This window comes from Citrobacter sp. W9 (genome assembly GCF_026719375.1).
Lineage (GTDB): Bacteria > Pseudomonadota > Gammaproteobacteria > Enterobacterales > Enterobacteriaceae > Citrobacter > Citrobacter werkmanii.
In genome coordinates this window covers 16,669-36,601 of record NZ_JAPPTE010000025.1, presented here as the reverse complement: position 1 = coordinate 36,601, position 19,933 = coordinate 16,669, and the positions used below count along the sequence as shown (strand labels likewise).

17 protein-coding genes are annotated in these 19,933 nt (G+C 44.1%); 16 read left to right on the top strand and 1 reads right to left on the bottom strand.

Annotated features, from left to right (window positions below):
• The first annotated feature begins 30 nt into the window (after positions 1-30).
• The 7 genes from OOJ59_RS24200 to OOJ59_RS24170 all read left to right on the top strand — a co-directional run bounded on the left by OOJ59_RS24200 (position 31) and on the right by OOJ59_RS24170 (position 8,263).
• On the top strand, positions 31-1,629 hold the full coding sequence (locus OOJ59_RS24200) for a YadA-like family protein (RefSeq protein WP_007372228.1): 1,599 nt from the start codon (positions 31-33) through the stop codon (positions 1,627-1,629).
• 180 nt (positions 1,630-1,809) lie between these two features.
• Positions 1,810-2,574, top strand: a complete 765-nt coding sequence (locus OOJ59_RS24195; protein ID WP_007372229.1) for a DsbC family protein — start codon at positions 1,810-1,812, stop codon at positions 2,572-2,574.
• Between the two features lie 27 nt (positions 2,575-2,601).
• Positions 2,602-5,088 carry a type IV secretion system protein TraC gene (traC, locus tag OOJ59_RS24190; RefSeq protein WP_007372230.1) on the top strand — a complete coding sequence of 829 codons (2,487 nt, stop codon included), beginning with the start codon at positions 2,602-2,604 and terminating at the stop codon, positions 5,086-5,088.
• On the top strand, positions 5,085-5,357 hold the full coding sequence (locus tag OOJ59_RS24185) for a hypothetical protein (protein WP_007372231.1): 273 nt from the start codon (positions 5,085-5,087) through the stop codon (positions 5,355-5,357). The genes traC and OOJ59_RS24185 overlap by 4 nt, the downstream gene beginning before the upstream one ends.
• Before the next feature lie 10 nt (positions 5,358-5,367).
• Positions 5,368-5,892: a signal peptidase I gene (gene lepB / locus OOJ59_RS24180; protein ID WP_007372232.1), complete on the top strand. Its 525-nt coding sequence runs from the start codon at positions 5,368-5,370 to the stop codon at positions 5,890-5,892.
• Positions 5,886-7,199 (top strand): TrbC family F-type conjugative pilus assembly protein, encoded by a 1,314-nt coding sequence (locus tag OOJ59_RS24175; RefSeq protein WP_268063528.1) that lies wholly within the window; start codon positions 5,886-5,888, stop codon positions 7,197-7,199. The genes lepB and OOJ59_RS24175 overlap by 7 nt, the downstream gene beginning before the upstream one ends.
• Entirely contained in the window at positions 7,196-8,263 is a 1,068-nt protein-coding gene (locus OOJ59_RS24170) for a TraU family protein (RefSeq protein ID WP_007372234.1), read from the top strand. Before OOJ59_RS24175 ends, OOJ59_RS24170 begins: the two co-directional genes overlap by 4 nt.
• A 48-nt stretch (positions 8,264-8,311) precedes the next feature.
• Here the strand turns inward: OOJ59_RS24170 and OOJ59_RS24165 are convergent, their stop codons facing one another.
• Positions 8,312-9,055: an AcaB family transcriptional regulator gene (locus OOJ59_RS24165; RefSeq protein WP_048242087.1), complete on the bottom strand. Its 744-nt coding sequence runs from the start codon at positions 9,053-9,055 to the stop codon at positions 8,312-8,314.
• Positions 9,056-9,492: 437 nt separating this feature from the next.
• Here OOJ59_RS24165 and OOJ59_RS24160 point away from each other — a divergent pair, with 437 nt between their 5' ends.
• The 9 genes from OOJ59_RS24160 to OOJ59_RS24120 all read left to right on the top strand — a co-directional run bounded on the left by OOJ59_RS24160 (position 9,493) and on the right by OOJ59_RS24120 (position 19,878).
• The gene (locus OOJ59_RS24160; protein ID WP_009653893.1) at positions 9,493-10,104 is read left to right on the top strand and encodes a hypothetical protein; all 612 of its coding nucleotides are present in this window, start codon (positions 9,493-9,495) and stop codon (positions 10,102-10,104) included.
• Between the two features lie 62 nt (positions 10,105-10,166).
• Positions 10,167-10,667, top strand: coding sequence for a hypothetical protein (locus OOJ59_RS24155; RefSeq protein WP_016241582.1), 501 nt, complete (start codon positions 10,167-10,169; stop codon positions 10,665-10,667).
• Between the two features lie 366 nt (positions 10,668-11,033).
• Positions 11,034-11,798: a single-stranded DNA-binding protein gene (locus OOJ59_RS24150; RefSeq protein WP_141211306.1), complete on the top strand. Its 765-nt coding sequence runs from the start codon at positions 11,034-11,036 to the stop codon at positions 11,796-11,798.
• A gap of 75 nt (positions 11,799-11,873) precedes the next feature.
• A complete protein-coding gene (locus tag OOJ59_RS24145) occupies positions 11,874-13,430 on the top strand; it encodes a recombinase RecT (RefSeq protein WP_007372238.1) in 1,557 nt (518 codons plus the stop codon).
• Between the two features lie 57 nt (positions 13,431-13,487).
• Positions 13,488-14,597: a lambda-exonuclease family protein gene (locus OOJ59_RS24140; RefSeq protein ID WP_007372239.1), complete on the top strand. Its 1,110-nt coding sequence runs from the start codon at positions 13,488-13,490 to the stop codon at positions 14,595-14,597.
• A gap of 371 nt (positions 14,598-14,968) precedes the next feature.
• A complete protein-coding gene (locus OOJ59_RS24135; RefSeq protein WP_007372240.1) occupies positions 14,969-15,346 on the top strand; it encodes a hypothetical protein in 378 nt (125 codons plus the stop codon).
• A 59-nt stretch (positions 15,347-15,405) separates the two neighbouring features.
• Positions 15,406-16,485 (top strand): AAA family ATPase, encoded by a 1,080-nt coding sequence (locus OOJ59_RS24130; RefSeq protein WP_007372241.1) that lies wholly within the window; start codon positions 15,406-15,408, stop codon positions 16,483-16,485.
• A gap of 59 nt (positions 16,486-16,544) precedes the next feature.
• Positions 16,545-17,900 (top strand): DUF3150 domain-containing protein, encoded by a 1,356-nt coding sequence (locus tag OOJ59_RS24125; RefSeq protein WP_016241580.1) that lies wholly within the window; start codon positions 16,545-16,547, stop codon positions 17,898-17,900.
• 64 nt (positions 17,901-17,964) lie between these two features.
• The gene (locus tag OOJ59_RS24120) at positions 17,965-19,878 is read left to right on the top strand and encodes a VWA domain-containing protein (protein ID WP_048242086.1); all 1,914 of its coding nucleotides are present in this window, start codon (positions 17,965-17,967) and stop codon (positions 19,876-19,878) included.
• The last annotated feature ends 55 nt before the right edge of the window (positions 19,879-19,933 follow it).

Below are 19,933 nucleotides of genomic sequence, written 5' to 3'. Positions count from 1 at the left end.
TTTAATACCCATCACTGAAAAGGTAAGCACATGAAACAAAAGTCATTATATATTGCTATTGTTCTGGCACTTCATTGTGCTGTAGCCGTGGCAGATAACTCAATCGATAGCACCCAAATTGACGAAGTTACTGTAAATGGTGATGGCAATAACATTTCAGGGCTAACACCCTGTGCAACCCCATCAAACTGTAAATCACCACTCGGCAACTCAAGTGTTTCAGGGAATAACAACACAATTACTTCGTTAACAAACTATATTATTACCGGAAGCAATAATGACTTATCATTTAGTTACGACCCAAGCCAATTCTGGAATGACTACGCCAATAGTTTCAATGTTTACGGGAATAATAATACTGGCACTGGTCTTTTTGATTTGAATCTGGTTGGGAGTGACAATAAAGTTCTAGGACAAAACCTTGCCGTTATGGGTTATAGCAATAACGTTTCAGGAAGTGCATTGCAAGTAATAGGCTCTTATAACGAACTGGATATGGTAGGTATGGGAGCAATTCTTGGTTCCAGAAACACTGCTACTAATTACGCTGGTTCTATAATGGGTACATTCAATACGGTGAGTGGTGGTTCCTACGCTTTGACTATCGGTTCCTTAAACAATATTACAGCTGCACCGATTAATGACCCCTCTGCTGTTTTTAAATTTGGCAACATCACAATCGGCACAATTAATACCATTGATTCCGACGAATCGATCGTGCTTGGCAACTACAATACTGTATCCGATGATAACGCAATTGTTATTGGTAATTATGCTTCTGCTTCAAATGGAGGTATTTCCATTGGGAACGGTTCATTCTCCAATAGTGCTGATACCGTATCGTTTGGTTCAGCTACGGTACAAAGAACACTGACTAATGTTGCTGATGGTTCCAGCCGGTATGATGCGGTGAACTATGGTCAGCTCATGAATTCCGTTAGTTCACTTCAGGCGTACACTGATAGTGCCATCAGTTCGTACCTTTCATCCATTGGCTCTGGCTCTAACACAACGCCACCTACTACAGGCGGAAATAACAATAACGGTACGGACGGCAGCGGGACAGGAAGTGGTACAGGGTCTGGTAGCAGTAACGACAATAGCCAGACTGCCACGGATACTAATACTTATACCGACGAGCGTGAAGTGTCGATCAACGCTCGTACCGACAGTCTAATTGCAACTGAAAGCGCATCCCGAGTTGCTGGCGATGCTCAAACTCTTGTAAGTGCAAACAGTCATACGGATGCCCGTGAATCTGTCATCAACTCAAGGACTGATTTCCTTGTCGATACTGAGCGCCAGTCACGGATTGATGGTGACCGACAGACCTTGGCTTCAGCTAATAGCTACACAAACCAGAAGTTCTCTGACCTTAAAAAGACGGTTGACCGTAATGATAAAAGAGCAAAAGCAGGCTCAGCAAGCGCAATTGCTATCGCTTCAATTCCCTTCCTCAATAACGTGTCGGGTTTTGGCATGGCGATGGGCGCGTACCGAGACCAGGGGGCAATTTCGGGAGGAGCGAATTACGCTATCAATGAAAAAGTAAACGTCCGCTTTAGCATGTCGGCTGATACAGCCGGTGGTGTTGGAGCTGGTGCAGGATTTGCGGTTGGCTTCCAGTAATAATAAAGCATAAATAAAAAGCCACTTTTTTGTGGCTTTTTATTTGGACTAATTGAGTAATTAAAACCGATATTAACATTTCATCACTTCCTTTTTTTGGGGACAGTTTGCAGCCCTTTTCCCTGCGGCAAAATAAATCAATATGTGAAAATGAAACCTCTCTCATTTGGAGCGGTTACTATGAACTTTATCAAACATGTCGCGACTGCGGCACTTTTGGTGGCACTTTCTGCATCAGCTTCTGTATTCGCCGATACAGTAAAAACAAACACCGGGAATATCGATACGATTTTCAATGAAAAAGCGTTCAAGAACATTCCTCAGAATTCGCAGGAAGTAAAACGTTTTGTCGTCCCTACTAACGGCATCATCGCACTAGAGATTGATGGGAAAGTTAATTTGCTGTCTTCTAATGGCCGCTTCGTTATACAGGGAACGCTCTATGACACATGGGCTAAAAAGCCTCTGACCACCATGAGCGAAATAACCAAGAACGCCAGCATCATTCCGATGAAAGAGCTGAACCTAAATATCGCGGACTTGCGCCCAGCCGTATGGGGCGATGGGCCTAAAAAGGTCATGATATTTACCGCACCTGGTTGTGAAGCCTGTGCAGCCCCACTTTCAGCACTTGCTGACCTCGACCCGAAAGAATTCACCGTTAGCGTTCTGTCGCTCGGAGCTCTGGGCCCGGCAAGCCAGCAGCGAAATATTGAATTGTATTGTGCATCCGACCGCTACCGCGCAGACCGCGCAATTATCAGCGGAAATTCCACTCAGAAATTCGACCAGGTAAAGAACTGCGATATGCAGGCTCTGGCTCGACGTGAAGTTACGGCTCAGATACTAGGTGTCAGCATGATCCCTTTCATTGTGCGTGATGACGGCTCCTACGTACTCGGCTCACCAAAACAAGGCCTCAAAAACTTTATCGAGAACAAGTAACACTTTCTTGGGAATCCTGGAGGCATTATGAGTGAATCTTTAATTTTTCAGCGACTCAAAAACCTGAAGCGTTTTTCTGACTTGTGTCCTGTACGTGCATATGACGAATCCAATCATTTGTTTATGTGCGACAACAAATATGTTGGTTTCGGATTTGTTTGTCGTCCCTTAAGCGGGACAACCGGCAAGGAGATGACTAACCTTCAAACGTTGCTGTCTTCCAACTTCCCCGCCAAAACTATCGTTCAGTTTGACCTGGTTGCAAGCCCAAACATCGTACAGAAAATTAACCGGATGGACGTATTGCGTATGGATTGCCGGGACGCAATCCTGCGTAACGCAATTTATAACCGCTCTAAATTCCTTTTGAAAAGCACCGAAACGCCGATGAAGCGAACCGGGACTCGCGTCCGAAATTGTGTGCTTCTCATTACAGTAAAAATTCCGATCAAATATAACTATGAAATGCGTGAAGAAGAATTCAATCACGTTAACGAGCTGCGGAATGTGTTCGAAACGACGCTGAGCATCACTGGTTTGTGTCCCGGTGCATTGACGCGTGAAAGTTACATCGATGTTCTGAGCTCCATTTGCAACCAGGGTGAAAGCGCCTCCTGGAGAGACCGGACGCCGGTACAGCCACAAGAAGACAAGTACATTTCAGAACAGTTAGTCGACCACGATCGCATGTTTTTCATTAAGAAAGACTATTGCGGTTTTGGTGATCCGACAGATTCCGAGCTTCGTGGAGAAGCACCTACACCGACAACGTTTGTGAAAACATTGAGTGCGCGAAAATTCCCGAAAAGATTCTTTCCCGGGCAAGCGCAATACTTTCTCGGCGATATGATGAGTGGTGTTACTGGAATTAAATCATCCTGCATCATCTCAATGAGCCTGATTTTCTTTGATCAGCAAAGTGAAAAAACTAAATTCACCTCGAAACGTAACTGGGTTGTTCAGCAAACCAGTGGCCCATTAATTAAGTGGGTTCCATCACTCATAAACTTGCGTGAGGGCTTCGATCTTCTTAGCGAAAAAGTTGATAACAACGACCCAATTTGCAAAGCCAAATTTACGGTATCAATCTTCTCTAACTCAAAAGATGGCGTGTTACGCGCTGCTCAGGAAGCTGCAAGTTATCTGAACACCTATCAGTTTAAGATGATCCCAGATACCTACTATGTTGCGCCAATTTTCCTGTCAGCTCTGCCAATGTTTAACGAAGCATCAGCAGAAAAGTCCATTGGCCGATATCGAACAATGGCACTCAGTGAAGCGATGGTACTTTCACCTCTCTATGCAGATTGGCAAGGTACAGACAAACCCGCCTTAATGCTGACATCGCGCTCTGGCCAGATCCAATCACTGGACTTGTTTGATTCTGATACTAACTATAACGCCTGTATCGCAGCTGAGTCGGGGTCGGGTAAGTCATTCCTGACAAACTACATTATCACCGCCTACAGAAGCCTCGGGGCTAAAGTCTGGTGTATTGATGTAGGTGACTCGTACAAAAATATCTGTGAGACCTACCAGGGCGATTATCTCGACTTCAATCCCAAAACCAGGCCATGTCTTAACTTCTTCGAACTGATCGAAGACTATTTCGGTGAGTCTGAAGATGATGACTCCAGTGGCGGTGAAGAAGATCTGATCATCGGATTGTTATCGGTGATGGCAGCTCCTAAAGAAGGTCTGAATTCATTCGAAGAGTCTCGACTTAAACAACATGTAGCTGATCTTGTCCGTGTACACAAGAAGCTGACCACCGTTGATATGGTTGCTGATTCACTGCTGAAAGATGAAGATAAAGACATTAAACGTATTGGCCATCAGCTCTATCCGTTCACGAGTGCGGGCCAGTACGGGAAGTACTTTGTTGGTAAGAACAATATCGACTTCAAAAATCCGTTCACTGTACTTGAACTTTCCCGACTGGAAAGTTCAGAACACCTTAAACAGGTTGTCCTCCTTCAGCTGATTTATCAAATCCAGCAGGACATGTTCATGGGCGACCGTAGCCAGATGAAGCTGGTCATTATCGATGAGGCCTGGGCATTGTTATCAGGAAATATCGGGGCGTTCATCGAGAAAGGTTATCGCCGGTTCCGTAAATATAACGGAGCTGCAATTACCATCACCCAGTCTATCAACGATATTTACAAAGATAGTATCGGGAAATCGATCGCAGATAACTCAGCCTTTATGCTCTTGCTGGGGCAAAGTGAATCCGCAGTGAACGAAGCTGAAGCAAATAAACGTCTGGCGCTGGACGAGGCTGGTTACCGGTTCCTTAAAACCGTTCGTTCCACGAAAGGTGTCTACTCAGAAATCTTTGTCATTTCTAAAGCGGGCCAGGGTATTTGCAGACTTGTGGTTGACCCATTCAGCTTACTTCTCTATTCGACTGACCCGAAAGACGTTGCCGCGATCAAAGACAGAAAGTCCCGGGGGATCAATACCGAAGAGGCTATCAACGAAATTCTGGTTGAGCGGGGGTTAGCCGCATGATTAAAACCGCTGCAATTGCGCTGCTTTTTGGTTTCATCGGAGCCGCCCTTTTTGGGCGGTTATTCCCACCAGCCTCGCCCTATGACTATGTTGCAGTCATCAACTTTATGGACGATAAAGGTCAACCGTTAGGTGAAGCCCAGTCAAGGCTGGTATTAGCCCGCGCTGAGAAACTGTCAGAGGCGGGGTATCTTGTGCTCAATGCCTCAGCCCTTTATAGCTACCCTACGGGGCTCAAGATCCCCCAGACCATCAACACTCAGCAATAGCGGTGGGCGAATGAATACACCCAAATCAGTATGGAGCTTAATATTTCGTAAAAAGCGAAGCTGGAGGCAACATATTGTTTTCAGCATCGTTGTTATTTTCTTAACCGCACCGCTGACGCTATACGTGCTTAACCGGTATGAGATTGGTATCGATCCACAAAATAACCAATGTCTTCCTCCGTACCGAATATATCTCGTCGATAAAATGGACAAATCAATCGTCAAAGGGAAAATTTACGCCTTTCATTCTGAGCTAATGCAACCATATGGCAAAGGGCTGAAAATTGTTGATGGCATTGCGGGAGACACAGTCTCCGTTGATCCCGAAGAGACTGCAATTAACGGCTCTATGGTCGGTGAGGGACTGGCATTAGCAGCAGAATCTGGCCATACCGAACAGGAGCTAACGCGTAGTGGTGTCGTACCGAATGGTCGCCTGTGGATGATGGGGCGCACCAGATACAGTTTTGATTCCAGGTACTGGGGATCATTAGACGAGTCACAAATTATAGGCCGAGCGTATCCATTATGGTAAAAAAAACACCTTTTCGACTTTCGATATTGGCATTTGTAACCGCTGTTGTTTTCACTCCAGTCTGGGCCGAAAACACTGGTATCTATTTAAGTGATCTGCCGTCAAGACCGGTATCCAACTTAGATAATATTCCGACAAGACCGGCTAATAACTACTCAGTCACTGACATTCAAAAAGCTAAGCGTCAATTATCTGCAACTGAAATGAAAGATATTGACAGTCTCATAAAAGCGGCTCGTGATAATCAAAATGCCACTGCCGACCGCGCTACTGACACGGTTAAAGATAATCGAAAAATGATGGGTGAAATGCCCGAGTATAAAAATACAGATGAACTAGTCGATGATGCGGTAAGAGGAGCGTTAGCAAAGTCTGATATGACTAACGAGAAACAAAATAAGCCAGCCGGTGATTTTATTTATATTCTCGTCTCCGCGTCTCTCAGCGATGCTGAAATCACCGACATTCTCAAGTTATACGATGGACGCACGGATATCGCTCTGGTTGTCCAGGGGGCAAAAGATAAAAAGAACCTGCTTGATGAACTTACCCACTGGCAGAAACTTTCCTTCGACTCCAAGTCTTCTCTGGCCGTAAACCTCGATCCAACTGTATTCAAAAACTACAACGTTAGTTCTGTACCGACCATTATCCATGAAAAAGATGGTGAGCTGGTGGCCAGGGTGACAGGCATCTATGACATCGCGTACCTGAAAGACAAGACCGGCGACCTTGGTGTGGCCGGGCCCGCTGTTGGGGTCGTAGAGAAGAACCTTATTGATGAACTACAGGAGAGTGTCGCTAAACTCGATTTTGATGGCATGAAGAAAAAGGCCATTGATAACTACTGGCCCCGCCAGGTTTTCCAGGAATTCCCGGAAGCGACAAAGCGAGCTACCAGAACCATCGATCCGACGGTCATTATCCCTCAAAACATTACTTCACCTAACGGCGATATCGTTGCAAAACGGGGGCGATTTAACCCGCTAACTGTGATGCCATTTACCATCAAGCTAATCTTTTTCGATGCACGTGAAGAATGGCAACGCCAGTTCGCCAGGTATCAGTTTGAACATACACCAGCCTCCCTCACGCCAATACTGGTCACGACAAACGTGTATGGTGATGGCTGGCAGACCTTCCGTGACACCAAGAAAGAATACGGTGGCTTCGCAAGGCTATACATGATTCAGCCAGGCATGGCCGAACATTATGGTTTGATAAACGTGCCCAGCGTTGTGACAGCCGACAGTAAGCGATTCATTAATGATGAATATTCACGCAAAGATTTTGAGGAGCTGAAATGAAAAAAATTCTCTCAGTTCTGAAATCACCCAAGACCCTGGTGCTCGCATGTCTGGCTTTTACTATGCCGGTTTTTGCGGCTGACGTTTCATCACCCGTACAGAACAAGGTCTGTCATGATAACCAAGTCTTATCAGCGAAACTCATTACGGATGTTTGCTGGAACTGTATTTTCCCGATAAAGCTTGCCGGTATTAATCTGTCGATGACAGGTACTGCACCTGACAATGCAGCATCAGGGACAGTATGTGCCTGTAAGGATGGATTGAACGTCTATCACCCGGGTGTATTGACCGCGATGTGGGAACCGAGAAAGCTCATCGAGTTAACGAGAACACCCGGGTGCATGTCATCCCTAGGAGGGGTAACACTCGACCTTGGTAATGATTTGCAGTTTGGCCCGCAGACCGATGGAGCAGCCGAGGAACAGCGGGAGCGTTTCTCAATAAGTTTCTACAACGCACATATGTATGCTATGCCGTTATTAAGAATGTTGGATATGTATCTACCCGGTCAATGTAATGCCGACCCATACAGCGATTTTGATATCATTAATTTCACGGAGATTGACCCGACCTGGAATAATACGATGCTGGCATTCTTCCAGAACCCGGAATCAGCAGCTGTGGCTAACGTGATAGCAATGCAGGCTTGCGCCGGTGAAGCAGCGGCACAATTTGCAGGTAAACAGCCAATAGACTCACTTTGGTGGTGTGCCGGTTCCTGGGGTGGGCAGTATCCTTTAACTGGATCGGTACGGAGTATGGATGCCCCCAGAACAACCAGCCTGGTCGGGATCCGTATGCTGGCCGCAGAACATCGTCGTGGACTGGCCTACCGTTCGATGGGAAACGATACTGTTTGTCGCTCCAAGATTTACCCAACGTTGCCAAAGCAACAGTACAAATTGAATATGTTCTACCCTACCCCGGAGACAAAAAACAGTCATGAGGTCGGTGAGTCCCCATACCAATGGCAAGGTGGGCCTTTCCGTTATCCAACCGGTAAAGGCCAGGACAGCACCTACATGATTTTCCAGTGGGTAGATTGTTGCCGCACAATGTAATAAAAAAACCCTGCAATGCAGGGTTTTTAATTTCTGTTTTTCGTTGAATTAAGCCTGCCGTTTAATGGCCTCATTCTGATCATCATTCGCTTCATTACTGGCATCCTGCAACACCTTTGTTTCCTGGTCTACCTGGGTAGGTTCTGTCTCAGTGCTTCCAGCCAATTCTTTTTCAGCGGCCCGGCCATTGGCCTGATTAAGCTCATCAGCAGATGCCTGCGCGTGACGTTTGAGTGATGCTGCCAGATCACGAATGAGATTATGAAGACGAGACTTAAACTCCTCGACCTCATCCTGATTAAAACAGTTATTTAACCAGAGGGTATCGATGATCTGGTGCAATTTATCAAAGTTCTGAATAATGCGGATAACCCGCAGCGCTTGCGGCGTTCTGATGCGAACCTCATGTTCTTTTGGATGGGTATACCCGACTTCATTGAGGCTGCTGCGTTCTTCTTCTTTTACCGCACGGTTCAGAATAGCAATGTTATTTTCCAGTTCTTTCTCAGGCATGTCGATTACTTCGTTAACCGCCTTCAGTGTACGTTCAATCGCACCACTGTATTTAGTGCCAAGCCGTTCAAGGGCTCGGCTGTTATTGGTCAGATTGAAGAGAGCCTGGGAGATAATGTTAAAATTACGGGACTGTACCCGAATACCTTCCTGGGTGTGAAGAGTAAATTTCACGACAGCTTCAGGATTGGAATATTCGACACGAGAGTTAGGGGTTCGGTTATCCTGAGCCCCACTCTTTTTAGCTTGTTTTACGGTTTGTACCGGTGCTTTAGCCATAACAGAACCTCGGAGTTAATTTGTATGCCAATTGATTAGGCCAAAACTCAGGATAGTTGTCATTGAAAAATGGCTGCAATATGACCATGAAAAACCGACTTGAAAAATTAAACCAATATGCTTAAATGAATAAGAACCGAGCTGACGGACATCAGCACAACTTCCTAGTTAATTTCGCGCTCAACCAGCGCCCACCGGATGACCTCCTCCCGGGTTAACTACGCCTTCTACAGGCCCGAGCATCTCTGATGTGTTTAGGTTAAACCTGACATGTCTCTTTGCTTACCCAAACGGGTATTTTGGTTCTCAATCCCAAACAAAAAAAATTGTTAATCCTTTTAACTCCAGCGAATCAACAGATGTGCAGTTTTGTGTACATCCGTTTAGTTTACCTTTTAGGTAGCTAAATTTTCGCATTCTAAATTTATAGGTGATCTATGTCTGACCCAATCTCATTAATGGCAGGTATCGTATTTTTTGGTGCTGTGTATTACCGTGCCGAATATATCAGATTCCTTGGCCCAATCTGGCTGGCAATTTTTATAACGGAACGCGGTTTACTGTTCACTGGTCTCGGTTTTGTTACCGCGACTGTATGTGTAGTTGTTGCTTTACTCGTTATTTATAATTCATTCTTTACCAAGTCTGGGAAAAAATCTAATGAAGCAACTAATGGAAACATGGTTGAAGGTGTTTCTCGGGCTGGGTCAAATAATGACAAAGCCAAATATGCAAACCATCGTTTTGAAGGAAAGCTTGTTTACCACGGTCTCGAAAACTGGAAACACGATCCTAATAACGATAAATCGTATTTAGTCACAATACGTAGTGGTGGGAAAGACCATGAAATTTGGGCTGTTGGGCTCAAAAATGCTGTTGAGACTTGTGGAGCACAAGTTGGTGATATTGTTTCAGTCTGGAAAGAGTCTGAAGTAAGAACCGACAAAGCACAAGTGTTTGACGAAAGCGGTAAGGTTACAGGGTATCGTACTCTCCTTAACGAAAAACGTCGCGGCATTTGGGTTATGCAAGTACTCGCCGAAAGCTAAAATATTCTTAATTCAGGCTATAAGCCTTAACTTTTTAATCTTTTAAATATATGAGGTATATTATGACAATTGTCTATGGTAGTAGCATTGAGCCGGGTGGTATGGAACTGGATGATTACACAATGATTGCAGAGTGTGAAAATTGTGGGAAAGACTGCCGACATCGGATTTATGAAGACTGTGTTGCAGGGGCAATAAACCAGAGATTCTCTTATACGTGTAATCACTGCGGTTATCATTCCTGTAACGCTGAAGTATGTGACGTATGCGATAGCATCGAATGCGAAGAACATGCTGGTCGTTATCAGTCTAATATTTTCTTCGAAATGCATGAGCTCATTGAGCTCATGAAAATAGAGGGAGATATACTGGCAATCAGAGCAAAAATCAATGTAGGCGCTCACGACTTTGGAGATCTTTCAAAGTTAGATGATTGCCTGCATAGGCTCACCTTTCCAGGTTACTATGAACGGCGAAATACTGATCTCTATAAAGAGATATCAGATGCTTCAACCGACATGGCAATCCAAACATGGAAGCGTCTGGAACGCTTGTTATGCTAAACCTCCCTATAAAAACCCAGCGAAAGCTGGGTTTTTTTCTTTTCTGGATTGACCAACCAAACGTCGTATCATAATCTTATATCGCGGGCATCCCGCTTAACTTCTTTTAACACTCTTTATTTCGGCAACGCGCCATCCCTGAATGAATAAGTTCATTCGCACGGCTTCCCTACGCCCATAGAATTCGACACACGGTGCATCATGCATCGTGTTTTCTGCGCCGTCGAAAAAGGTGTTTTTCCTCTTGTTGAGGATACAGTGAGTCCAGCACTCTAACTGGATGCTTCACAAATCTTTCTAATTTTTGTGCCTATAGCACTAAATCATTTTAACTTTTTTAATTTAAAAATTTATGAGGTATAAACTATGCAATCCAGAGCAAAGGGTATTGTTGCGATAGAACCTAAATATGTGCCTGCATCTAACAATGCAGATTCATATATTTATTTCCGTTTGCGCTGTGACATGTCCATTAGCGGCAAGTCTCAGACCGAGTTCTATTCGATAAAAGCATTTGGTAAAGTCGCGGATTTTCTATGCGATAATATTCAAATGAATACCGAACTGTATATCGAAGCATTAGCTCGATCATTCCGTTATACAAAACATGGTATTGACCAAATGAGGACTGAGTTTCATGTTTTCATGGCTCGAATCATTCAGACTGGTCAATCAATAGATACCCGTGCAAATGAAACTGTAAAGCCACCATCTACATCAACCGTCACTTCGCTATCCCCTCAAGTAGCGCAAAAACTTAAGGACGATATGAAGTGGCAGAAAATGTCTGATGAAGAGGTAAGAACTGCTTCTGAAAAATGGAGAACAGTATATGCCGAGCAAAAGCAGCTGCACCCTGGAAAAGAGTCTGTATCACCAGACAACAATAAAAATTCAGTAGAGAAGATACCAGAAGCTTCGCCGAAGCTGGATGCTAAGAATAGAGCCGTGCAGACATCACGTCCGCAAGCCGCAACCTCTAAGCACCCTGTCAACATGCAAGCCTGGACAAATCTGCCAGCCGATAATTCGACAGCAGCCGTTATTGTAGCTCGTATGAAACTTAATGAAAAATTAAGCTCCTCCGGGCAAGTAACTTTAACTAACGCATATTCATCAGTTCGCGGTTGATATGACTGGTTGCTGATTCCTCAGCAACCTTCTTCTTTTTTAATCTTATAATTTATTTAATTTAATGAGGTATATATGTACTCAAATAAATCACGTAGTTCTGGTTCATTCTCAAACAACAATAAAGGGAACACCGATATTGTCGTTAAGATAGACAGCATTGCTCGACATATGTTGTCGCTCGAAAAGATGTTTGCATCCGCAGGTTCCAGTTCACCTCACATCTCATTCGAACGTGAATGCGTTTTTGCAAAACATATTGTCAACAATAATAACTACTTGGCTGACATAGCAGTTAATAATCCAAAGTCCTTCGAAACAGCATTCCTTCAGCTTGCAAGTAGCGGCCTTACTCTTGACCCGGCGCAGAAGCAGGCTTACCTGGTTCCACGCGATGGTCGTGTCATTCTTGACGTGTCCTATATTGGGCTCAGCAGGATGGCCACCGATGAAGGTTTATGCGAAGACATTGTGGCTGAATTAGTTTTTGAAAAGGACTCATTTAAAACCAATGGTCGTCGTTCCAGCCCAGACCACGAATTTGACCCCTTTGCTTATAAAGGGGGACTCGTTCTCACAAACACCGATCAGGGTGCTTTAGGAGATCGAGGCATGTTCAGGGGGGCTTATGTCGACTATTTAATGAAGGATGGACGTCATCTGGTATTTTTCATTGACCTTCAGGATTTAGCTCAATCTCGGGCGAAATCCGAATCTTGGGCAAAAGTGGAGAAACGGCAGTATTCACCGTGGACTCAGTTCCCTTGGAAGATGGTGCTCAAGTCAGCTATTAAGCAGACCATACACTTAATTCCTGGTAACCGTACTCGCCTGAGTTCAATGATTGAATATCTGAACACTGCTGGTGGTGAAGGTTTCCGTACAGCAACAATACCCGTCGCAGCTGCTGAAGCTGAAATGGAGGTTAGACAAGAAGCCAGGACGGCTGGTAATACGGATACTACAATCCGAACTGCAAAGTCTGATGATAAAGTTATTGAAGGTGAGTTTAATAAGCTCCCTGAAGAACCTGATTCAACCGAGCAGCAGGACATCAAGAGCAATACACCAACCGATGTTTACGATACGGCTGAGGGAAATACACCTCCAGCTGACGTAAATGGTTCGGCTGATGATATTCTCCCTCCACCCGGAGAAACCAATGGGCAGTCCAATGAAGAAATGTCTGAGCATCCCGGGGTCAGAAAATGGGCTGAACGCAGAATTAAAAAGTTAGTAAGCCGGGCAGAAAAGACGCTTGGATACGAAACTATTTTAAACGATGCAAAAAGCAGTTTCGATCTGAATGAAAGTGAGCTGGCATTCGCTCGCTTATCTTTAGAAAAATCCCGTCGGTCACTTCTCAAAAATCATTTAACTAACGCAGTAGGTAGCTTCGATTTTACTCAAGTACTTAACTTCATCGAAAAAATGGGTAAGGGTGAGTTTAAAACCGACGCGGCCAAATGGGTCGGTGAAGTCCAAGCCGAATCAATGGAAATACACAAGTTATATCTTGAGGCTGTTAATACATCTGATTTTGTGAGGCTCAATGCCGCTCTCAACAATGTGACATTTCCCCCTCTAAAAGAAATGGTAGAAGGTCTTATTGAAGATCTTCTGGCCGCTTAACTTATCCGGCAGGAAACTGCCGGTTTAACTTTCTAAATTTATCTTAAGGTGATCATTATGTCTGACATTTATGAAGTCGTTGATGTTGTGCAGGGCTCAAAGGAATGGCTCGAATGGCGTAAAACTGGTGTGACAGCAACATGCTCCCCTATTCTGTTAGAGGAGGCTGGTGCAACTAAAACGCCCTACGAACTCTATTTGCAATACGCTGGCCTGATTAAGGCAGAAGACCTTTCTGTCATTAAACAGGTTGATGCTGGTAAAAAGCTTGAAGCACTTGCCAGAAGTTACTGCGAAAAAGAGATTGGACAAATCGCCCTGCCTTTCTGTGTAAGGAACAAAAAGTATCCTTACATGATTGCTTCGCTGGATGGGCAGTTCGACGATGGTTCAATCCTTGAGATAAAGAATCTTTGCGAGAGCAAACATCTTTCTATTCTTCAGCTTGAAACCAAATCGCCAGAATTCCGTTATTACTACTGGCAAGTTCAGCACCAGCTGCTGACAACAGGCGCACCCCAGGCGTATCTTGTGTTTTGGTCGGCCACTGACCAGACCAAGGTCTTTAAAATTATGCCTTCGAAGAAAGCGTTTTATCGAGTCCAGGTTGCCTGCGAATACTTCTGGAATAAGGTTCAGACAAAAACAGCTCTACCGTTTGATAAGGAAAAAGATATTTTGCTTATCTCTGACCCTGAAATCATGTCTCAGACACAAGGCTTTAAGCTTCCAGACGACCTCGAAGCTCGTGTGGTAGACATAGCCAGACAAGTTGGAACATTGCAGCAGATGGAGAAAGAGTTGGCTTTAAAGAAAAAGCAGTTCGAAGAATACCAGAACGCGGTCAATTTATTGATCCAGGGTCTAGGTGCTTCTATTGGCTTTTCCTATAACGAGCTGGTTAGAATCGATGGCTTTGGCTTTCGTTTTCTTCAGTCTCGCGTACCGGAAAAACCGAGCTACAAACGAATCTGCGATAAATTATCTATTGACCCCAAACATCATCCAGAATGTTACGGTCAGTCATCGGTACGAAATTCGTTAAGTACCTATGAATATAAATCAACTCTGACTGATACTGTCTACATTCCTTTGGATGACACTTCCGTACTGGTATCTCCTGGTGCAGAAGAGACAGACTCAGCCCAACAATACGTTGTTTTTTAATTATTGAGCCCAGTTTAAAACTGGGCTTTTTTTTTGCTTGACCAATTACACATCCTTTATTATCTTTAAATAGCGGCTTAGTCCGCTTAACTTCAGGCAACTGCCTTTAAACACCTTCTAAATTCGGCGCTCAAGCCACTCCTGAATACCTCCTGGTATTCACAAGGATTTCTTTCGCCTAAACAAATTCGATAGCCTGCGGCTCTCATAAGCGGCAGGCTTTTTTGTCCGTCGAAAAAGGTGTTTTGTTGTCACGTAGACAACAACAAGTGCCTCAGTCACTCCCAAACTGAAACTAGTACCTAACTTCAGCCTTCATGCAAGGCCTAATTCATCTAATTCACTAATCTTTTTAAATGAGGAGTCTGATCATGTTTCTTGTAAATATGACTGCATATCTTGCATCCCCAGAACAACGGGAAATGGGCGTTATTGATGTCGATCAGCAAGTATCACACGCATTACGTGAACTGTTGACCTTTAATACCTGTCCTTCAGAAGATGTTATGACCGATAAAGCTAAAGAATTTGCTGAAATCGCTACATCACTCTGTAATAAATATAAGGCTGATGGTGTACTTGTTTATGCCAAAACCTATTTTATGCCTGTTCTGGTCTCTGCATTGAGAGCCAGAGGCATCGTTTCTTATGTAACGTATGCACCAAAGGTTACCAGTGTTGATAACAGTGGCAGTGTTAGCCGCAATTATAAGCATGTCGATTTAGTACGTGCTGATATTGCTGCATAACATCATTCTTCTTAATTAATTTTTAATTTTTAAATCTATCTAATTTAATGAGGTATATCATGACTACTAATTTCGCAAACCTGTCTGTTGAAATCATGGCGCGCTCTACACCTGTCCACCCTTCTGTATTTGGTATTGTTGTTCCAGATCATCAGATGGATAAAGTTAAACCGTTCCAGGGATTTGACTCAGCCAATCCATTTAGTGCATTCGTGCCTAAACAGAATGACGACTATGTTTTTGAAGCGTATTTGCGTTCATCTGTACTGATGTGGATTAACTATCCACAAAATCAGTCTCTGTGGATCTCTGGCCCAACAGGTTGTGGCAAAACCAGTGTTGTCGAACAAGTAGCAGCAAGACTTAACTGGCCTGTCATGAAAACTACAGCTTCACAAGACCTGGATATTAACAATCTCATTGGCGGTCTCCGGCTTCAGTGTAATGAACTGACCGGTGATACCAAGACTGTTTTTGTTCATGGCCCACTGACGCTGGCGTACAAGTATGGACTGATTTTCCTACTCGATGAGTACGATCAATTAGACCCATCCTGTGCCAATGCCTTTAACGCCATCCTCGAAGGAGGGAATTTAGTTATTCCTGAAACCAACGAGGTAATTAAACAGCACCCGAACTTCAGATTTGTTGCAACGGCTAACTCAATTGGTCAGGGCGATTTTACTGGCGTTTATGGCGGTGTGAAAACATTAAATGTGGCCAACCTTGACCGCTATATGTTTATCACTGCTGACTATATGCCAAAAGAAACCGAGACTAAATTGATTACCAAATATATCCCCGACACCAAAGTCGCGGAGAAATTTGTTGACGTTGCGAATATGATTCGCGGTCTTTTTGTAGGCAAGAATATCACCGGTGAAATTGACACTAGTGTCAATACTAACAGTGCAAAACTCCCGGACGGTGTTCTTCCCGACACTCGTTTATCAGTAACGTGTTCAACTCGTTCGCTGGTGGCCTGGCTTGACCGCTACTCAATGATGAAAGCTGCAAAGATGCCACGTGCATTATTAACAGCTTTCGATTATCAGATTGGTAATCGTGCATCAGCAGATGATAAAAAATCTTTGCATCTCATCGTTGAAGCTGTATTCGGTTCTGAAGCACTTAAATAAAACCCCGCTTGGGGTTTTTTAATTCTTTTTAAATCAATTTTAAATTAATGAGGTATGTCATGACTATCAAATCCAATGCCACTCAGGTTCTGGAACAACTTATTCTCGTTTCTCTTTCTGATATCACCAGTATTAGTGGTCGTCGTAAGCTGAAAAGAGAAGATCTTGGTAACAGTGCTGATTTGCCACCTGATGTACTTGTTTCATTAGGTAGCAAGAAAATCATTGACCCACAACTCATCAATCCATTTACCCGCAAGAAGAATTCAGCTCACGCTTTATGTCTTGAAGCGGGTATTAAATTTATGGGAGGCTATGCAATTCCAGCCGACAAGGTTAATGATTTAATTGGTAAACTGAATGTACTTAAGGGCGAGTTTTACGATTACAAAAAGGAATTTATGAAAGCTGATTTTAATAGCTGGATTAATTCTTTTGAAGAAAAGTATCGCTCTATACTTTTGCGTGATGCTGCGATCGATTTGTCTTATATGGATAGCCAGATACAATTTGGCTTTACTGCGATTCATATCACACCTTATGGTAACAGTGTCATTCAGGATGGTTTAACTGGGCAAGTTAAAAGTTTAGCGGATGAAGTTTATGAGGATGTGGCTGATGTTGTTGAAGGTTTCCTTAAAAACAGGAACCCCGATGCGTTTTCTCAGCACACACTAAATCCTTTACGCCGCTGCGGCGATAAACTCGCTTCCCTAGCTTTCATCGCACCAAGCGTCCAGTCTCTTAGCGACTATGTTAATCAGGTAATGAAAGACATTCCGCTAACCGGCAAAGTGACGGGCAAACCTTATAACGACATTCTCTCTCTCCTCAATAACCTACGCGACCCAATTCATGCAAAACAGTTTGTAGAACTGCTGTCATCAGCCAGTACTACAGATGGTAACGATGCGATTGACCCATCACTTTCAATGAACCTTATTGGAGATGATGATGCCATGACTTTAGCGGCCATTTCGGCAACTCAGGTTCAGGTAGAAACGCTTCCTCCTCCGCATACAGATGCGTTTGCATCTGCTGTGGTAGTAGAAGATCCGATCGGATTGCAAAGCGTTGATTCACTCGCTGAAGCCCCATCTGTTCTGGTAGAAATCAATGGTTCAGCTGATACGTCTTTGGCAATCGAACCGGTTAATACGTCGGCTGATACTGACGTTAACGACTTGTCCGATACCCAGGAGCATGGAATTGTTAATGACGCTGTAATACCGGCGTTTAGTGCGGTTATAGTCGATGATGATTCATTTTTGGGCGGTGATTCGATTGTACCCCGCTCTCTGCCAGACTCAGCTCTTATTTCGGGTTTGGATTCTGAAAAAGTCATTGATGGAAAAGAGCCTGAAATTGTAATTTCGTCTTCACTCGATGATGACGAAACAATAATGGTGTTTTAAAAATAAAAGGCCCACTCCGGGCCTTTTTTCTAATTAATCTATTTAAATTTATTGTGAGGTATATATGGGTATTTATAATTCCCTTCCTATTGTCGCACGTGCATTAAGCTCTCAGATTGGTCTTAATGTTTCTGTTGGCGGCAATGAAGCATATGCTACGGAGACTGGTGCTGGTTTTCTTATTAACCTTCCATTCTTCAAGGACGCTGAAATGTTGGCAAATCCGTTATTAGGGTATGCCGTACATGAAGCAGCACATATCCGTTTCACTGATTTTGGTGATCTTAAGATATTCATTCAAGAGCATATGGAGTCGGATAAATACAACGTTGAGGTACTTAGACACCTGGTCAATCTTTGCGAAGATTTGCGCATTGAACGTGCGATGAGTTGTCGCTATCCAGGTACATTGAAGTATCTCAATTCACTGAATCATTTTTTGTTCAGTGAAGAAGCGGAATCCTGTGATAAAGCTTCATCGGTATTTCTGGATACCCTGCTTACTTGTGGTTTGAACCGCTTCAACGGTTTAACTATCCCAACAAAGCAAGTGCGTGAAGACTTTGAACGCATCTTCGGGCTGGAGCTGTACGACAAAGCTATGACGGTTATGGCTGAAGCAGTACAAGCAACCTCGATTAAAAAGGTGTTTGAAGTTGCATGTCGGTTATATGACCTCGCAGTAGATGCATTTAACGAAACTAATGAGCAAGAAGAACCTCCGCAGGATGATAATCAGGGCGCTGATTATGGTGACAGCAAAGGCGATGACAGTTCGTCAGAGCCGGGCCAGTCATCCGACAGTTCTGACAAAAATGGGGATGTCCAGACTGTAAGTTCAGGCGGTAATGGCGGCTCGCCGTCATCGTCAGCCGGTCAGAATGGGCCTTCTTCAGATCCTGATGGTAATACCGGTGGCGCACCAGATAAAGAACATGGGCAAAACGATAGCGATGATGAAAACGATAACTCATCGTCAACGTCAGCTAATCGTAATACTCCTGCTTCCGACTCTGGTGACAACAAAGCCGGAGCTTCCCAACCGGGCTCAAATGCTTCGGGTGAAGCTTCTGTCGTTAACATGTCCCAGGGCGGTAAAGACCCTTTCGAAGGAACCACATCGAATGACCTTGGCCGTACTGGACAGAACACTTCAGATAAGCTCAATCAGTTAATCAAAGACAAAGTACCCCCGCATCAACGTATCGTTTCACCTACTCCATATTCAGTAGCACCTGCGAAGCGGCACGATACCGGTAATGCATCCGTAAGTTTAGGGGTGCAGATGGCTACCGGGTTACGCCAATCACTTCATGGGTTGTTACAGGGTGTAAGAGCGGTGAGAAGAACACATCGTGAAACTGGTCGTAAGCTTGATTCTCGACTGGTTACCAGTGCCATGCTGGGCAATACGCGTCTTTTTAAACATAAGTCCAAGGCAGTAGATGTCAGTTCTGCTTTTACTATCCTGCTGGACTCTAGCGGGTCAATGAGCCGGTCGGTTAAAGAGGCTGAAGCCGCTGTTGTATCAATGTTGTATGCGCTCGATGGTATTCAGGGGGTAACTACCTCGGCATACCATTTCCCACACGCCGCACATAATAGCGTAGGTCTGTTAAAAGGACGGGAGCAAACTTTACGGACAGCTATAGGAACTCATCAGTTTGGTATTGGTACGCAAGGCTGTACTCCTCTTTGCGAATCGTTATGGCCTGCACTTGCAGACCTGACGTCAGCTAAAGCGGATCGCCATGTATTGGTTATAGCAACTGATGGCCAGCCTGATGATATGGCTTCTGCGCGAGCGATGATACAAAGCGCTAAAGATGATGACATCATCGTTATTGGCATCGGTTTCGGTGATGCCAGTGACCGCATGATGAAAAGTCTTTTTGGTGATACCGGTGTTTCTGTCGGTTCTGTTTCTGCCTTACGTAGCAAACTCTTTGAAGTAACCCGTAAAGCTCTCATGTCTTAATCTGTATTTTAATTTCCGTTTTAGCTTTCTAAATTAATTTAATTTATTTTAAAGG

Coding starts and splice junctions, on each gene's coding strand:
- OOJ59_RS24130 (WP_007372241.1), top strand. CDS start 15,406: ATGACTACTAATTTCGCAAACCTGTCTGTTGAAATCATGGCGCGCTCT.
- OOJ59_RS24175 (WP_268063528.1), top strand. CDS start 5,886: ATGGTAAAAAAAACACCTTTTCGACTTTCGATATTGGCATTTGTAACC.
- OOJ59_RS24140 (WP_007372239.1), top strand. CDS start 13,488: ATGTCTGACATTTATGAAGTCGTTGATGTTGTGCAGGGCTCAAAGGAA.
- lepB (WP_007372232.1), top strand. CDS start 5,368: ATGAATACACCCAAATCAGTATGGAGCTTAATATTTCGTAAAAAGCGA.
- OOJ59_RS24160 (WP_009653893.1), top strand. CDS start 9,493: ATGTCTGACCCAATCTCATTAATGGCAGGTATCGTATTTTTTGGTGCT.
- OOJ59_RS24185 (WP_007372231.1), top strand. CDS start 5,085: ATGATTAAAACCGCTGCAATTGCGCTGCTTTTTGGTTTCATCGGAGCC.
- OOJ59_RS24150 (WP_141211306.1), top strand. CDS start 11,034: ATGCAATCCAGAGCAAAGGGTATTGTTGCGATAGAACCTAAATATGTG.
- OOJ59_RS24200 (WP_007372228.1), top strand. CDS start 31: ATGAAACAAAAGTCATTATATATTGCTATTGTTCTGGCACTTCATTGT.
- OOJ59_RS24120 (WP_048242086.1), top strand. CDS start 17,965: ATGGGTATTTATAATTCCCTTCCTATTGTCGCACGTGCATTAAGCTCT.
- OOJ59_RS24135 (WP_007372240.1), top strand. CDS start 14,969: ATGTTTCTTGTAAATATGACTGCATATCTTGCATCCCCAGAACAACGG.
- OOJ59_RS24125 (WP_016241580.1), top strand. CDS start 16,545: ATGACTATCAAATCCAATGCCACTCAGGTTCTGGAACAACTTATTCTC.
- traC (WP_007372230.1), top strand. CDS start 2,602: ATGAGTGAATCTTTAATTTTTCAGCGACTCAAAAACCTGAAGCGTTTT.
- OOJ59_RS24165 (WP_048242087.1), bottom strand. CDS start 9,055: ATGGCTAAAGCACCGGTACAAACCGTAAAACAAGCTAAAAAGAGTGGG.
- OOJ59_RS24155 (WP_016241582.1), top strand. CDS start 10,167: ATGACAATTGTCTATGGTAGTAGCATTGAGCCGGGTGGTATGGAACTG.
- OOJ59_RS24195 (WP_007372229.1), top strand. CDS start 1,810: ATGAACTTTATCAAACATGTCGCGACTGCGGCACTTTTGGTGGCACTT.
- OOJ59_RS24170 (WP_007372234.1), top strand. CDS start 7,196: ATGAAAAAAATTCTCTCAGTTCTGAAATCACCCAAGACCCTGGTGCTC.
- OOJ59_RS24145 (WP_007372238.1), top strand. CDS start 11,874: ATGTACTCAAATAAATCACGTAGTTCTGGTTCATTCTCAAACAACAAT.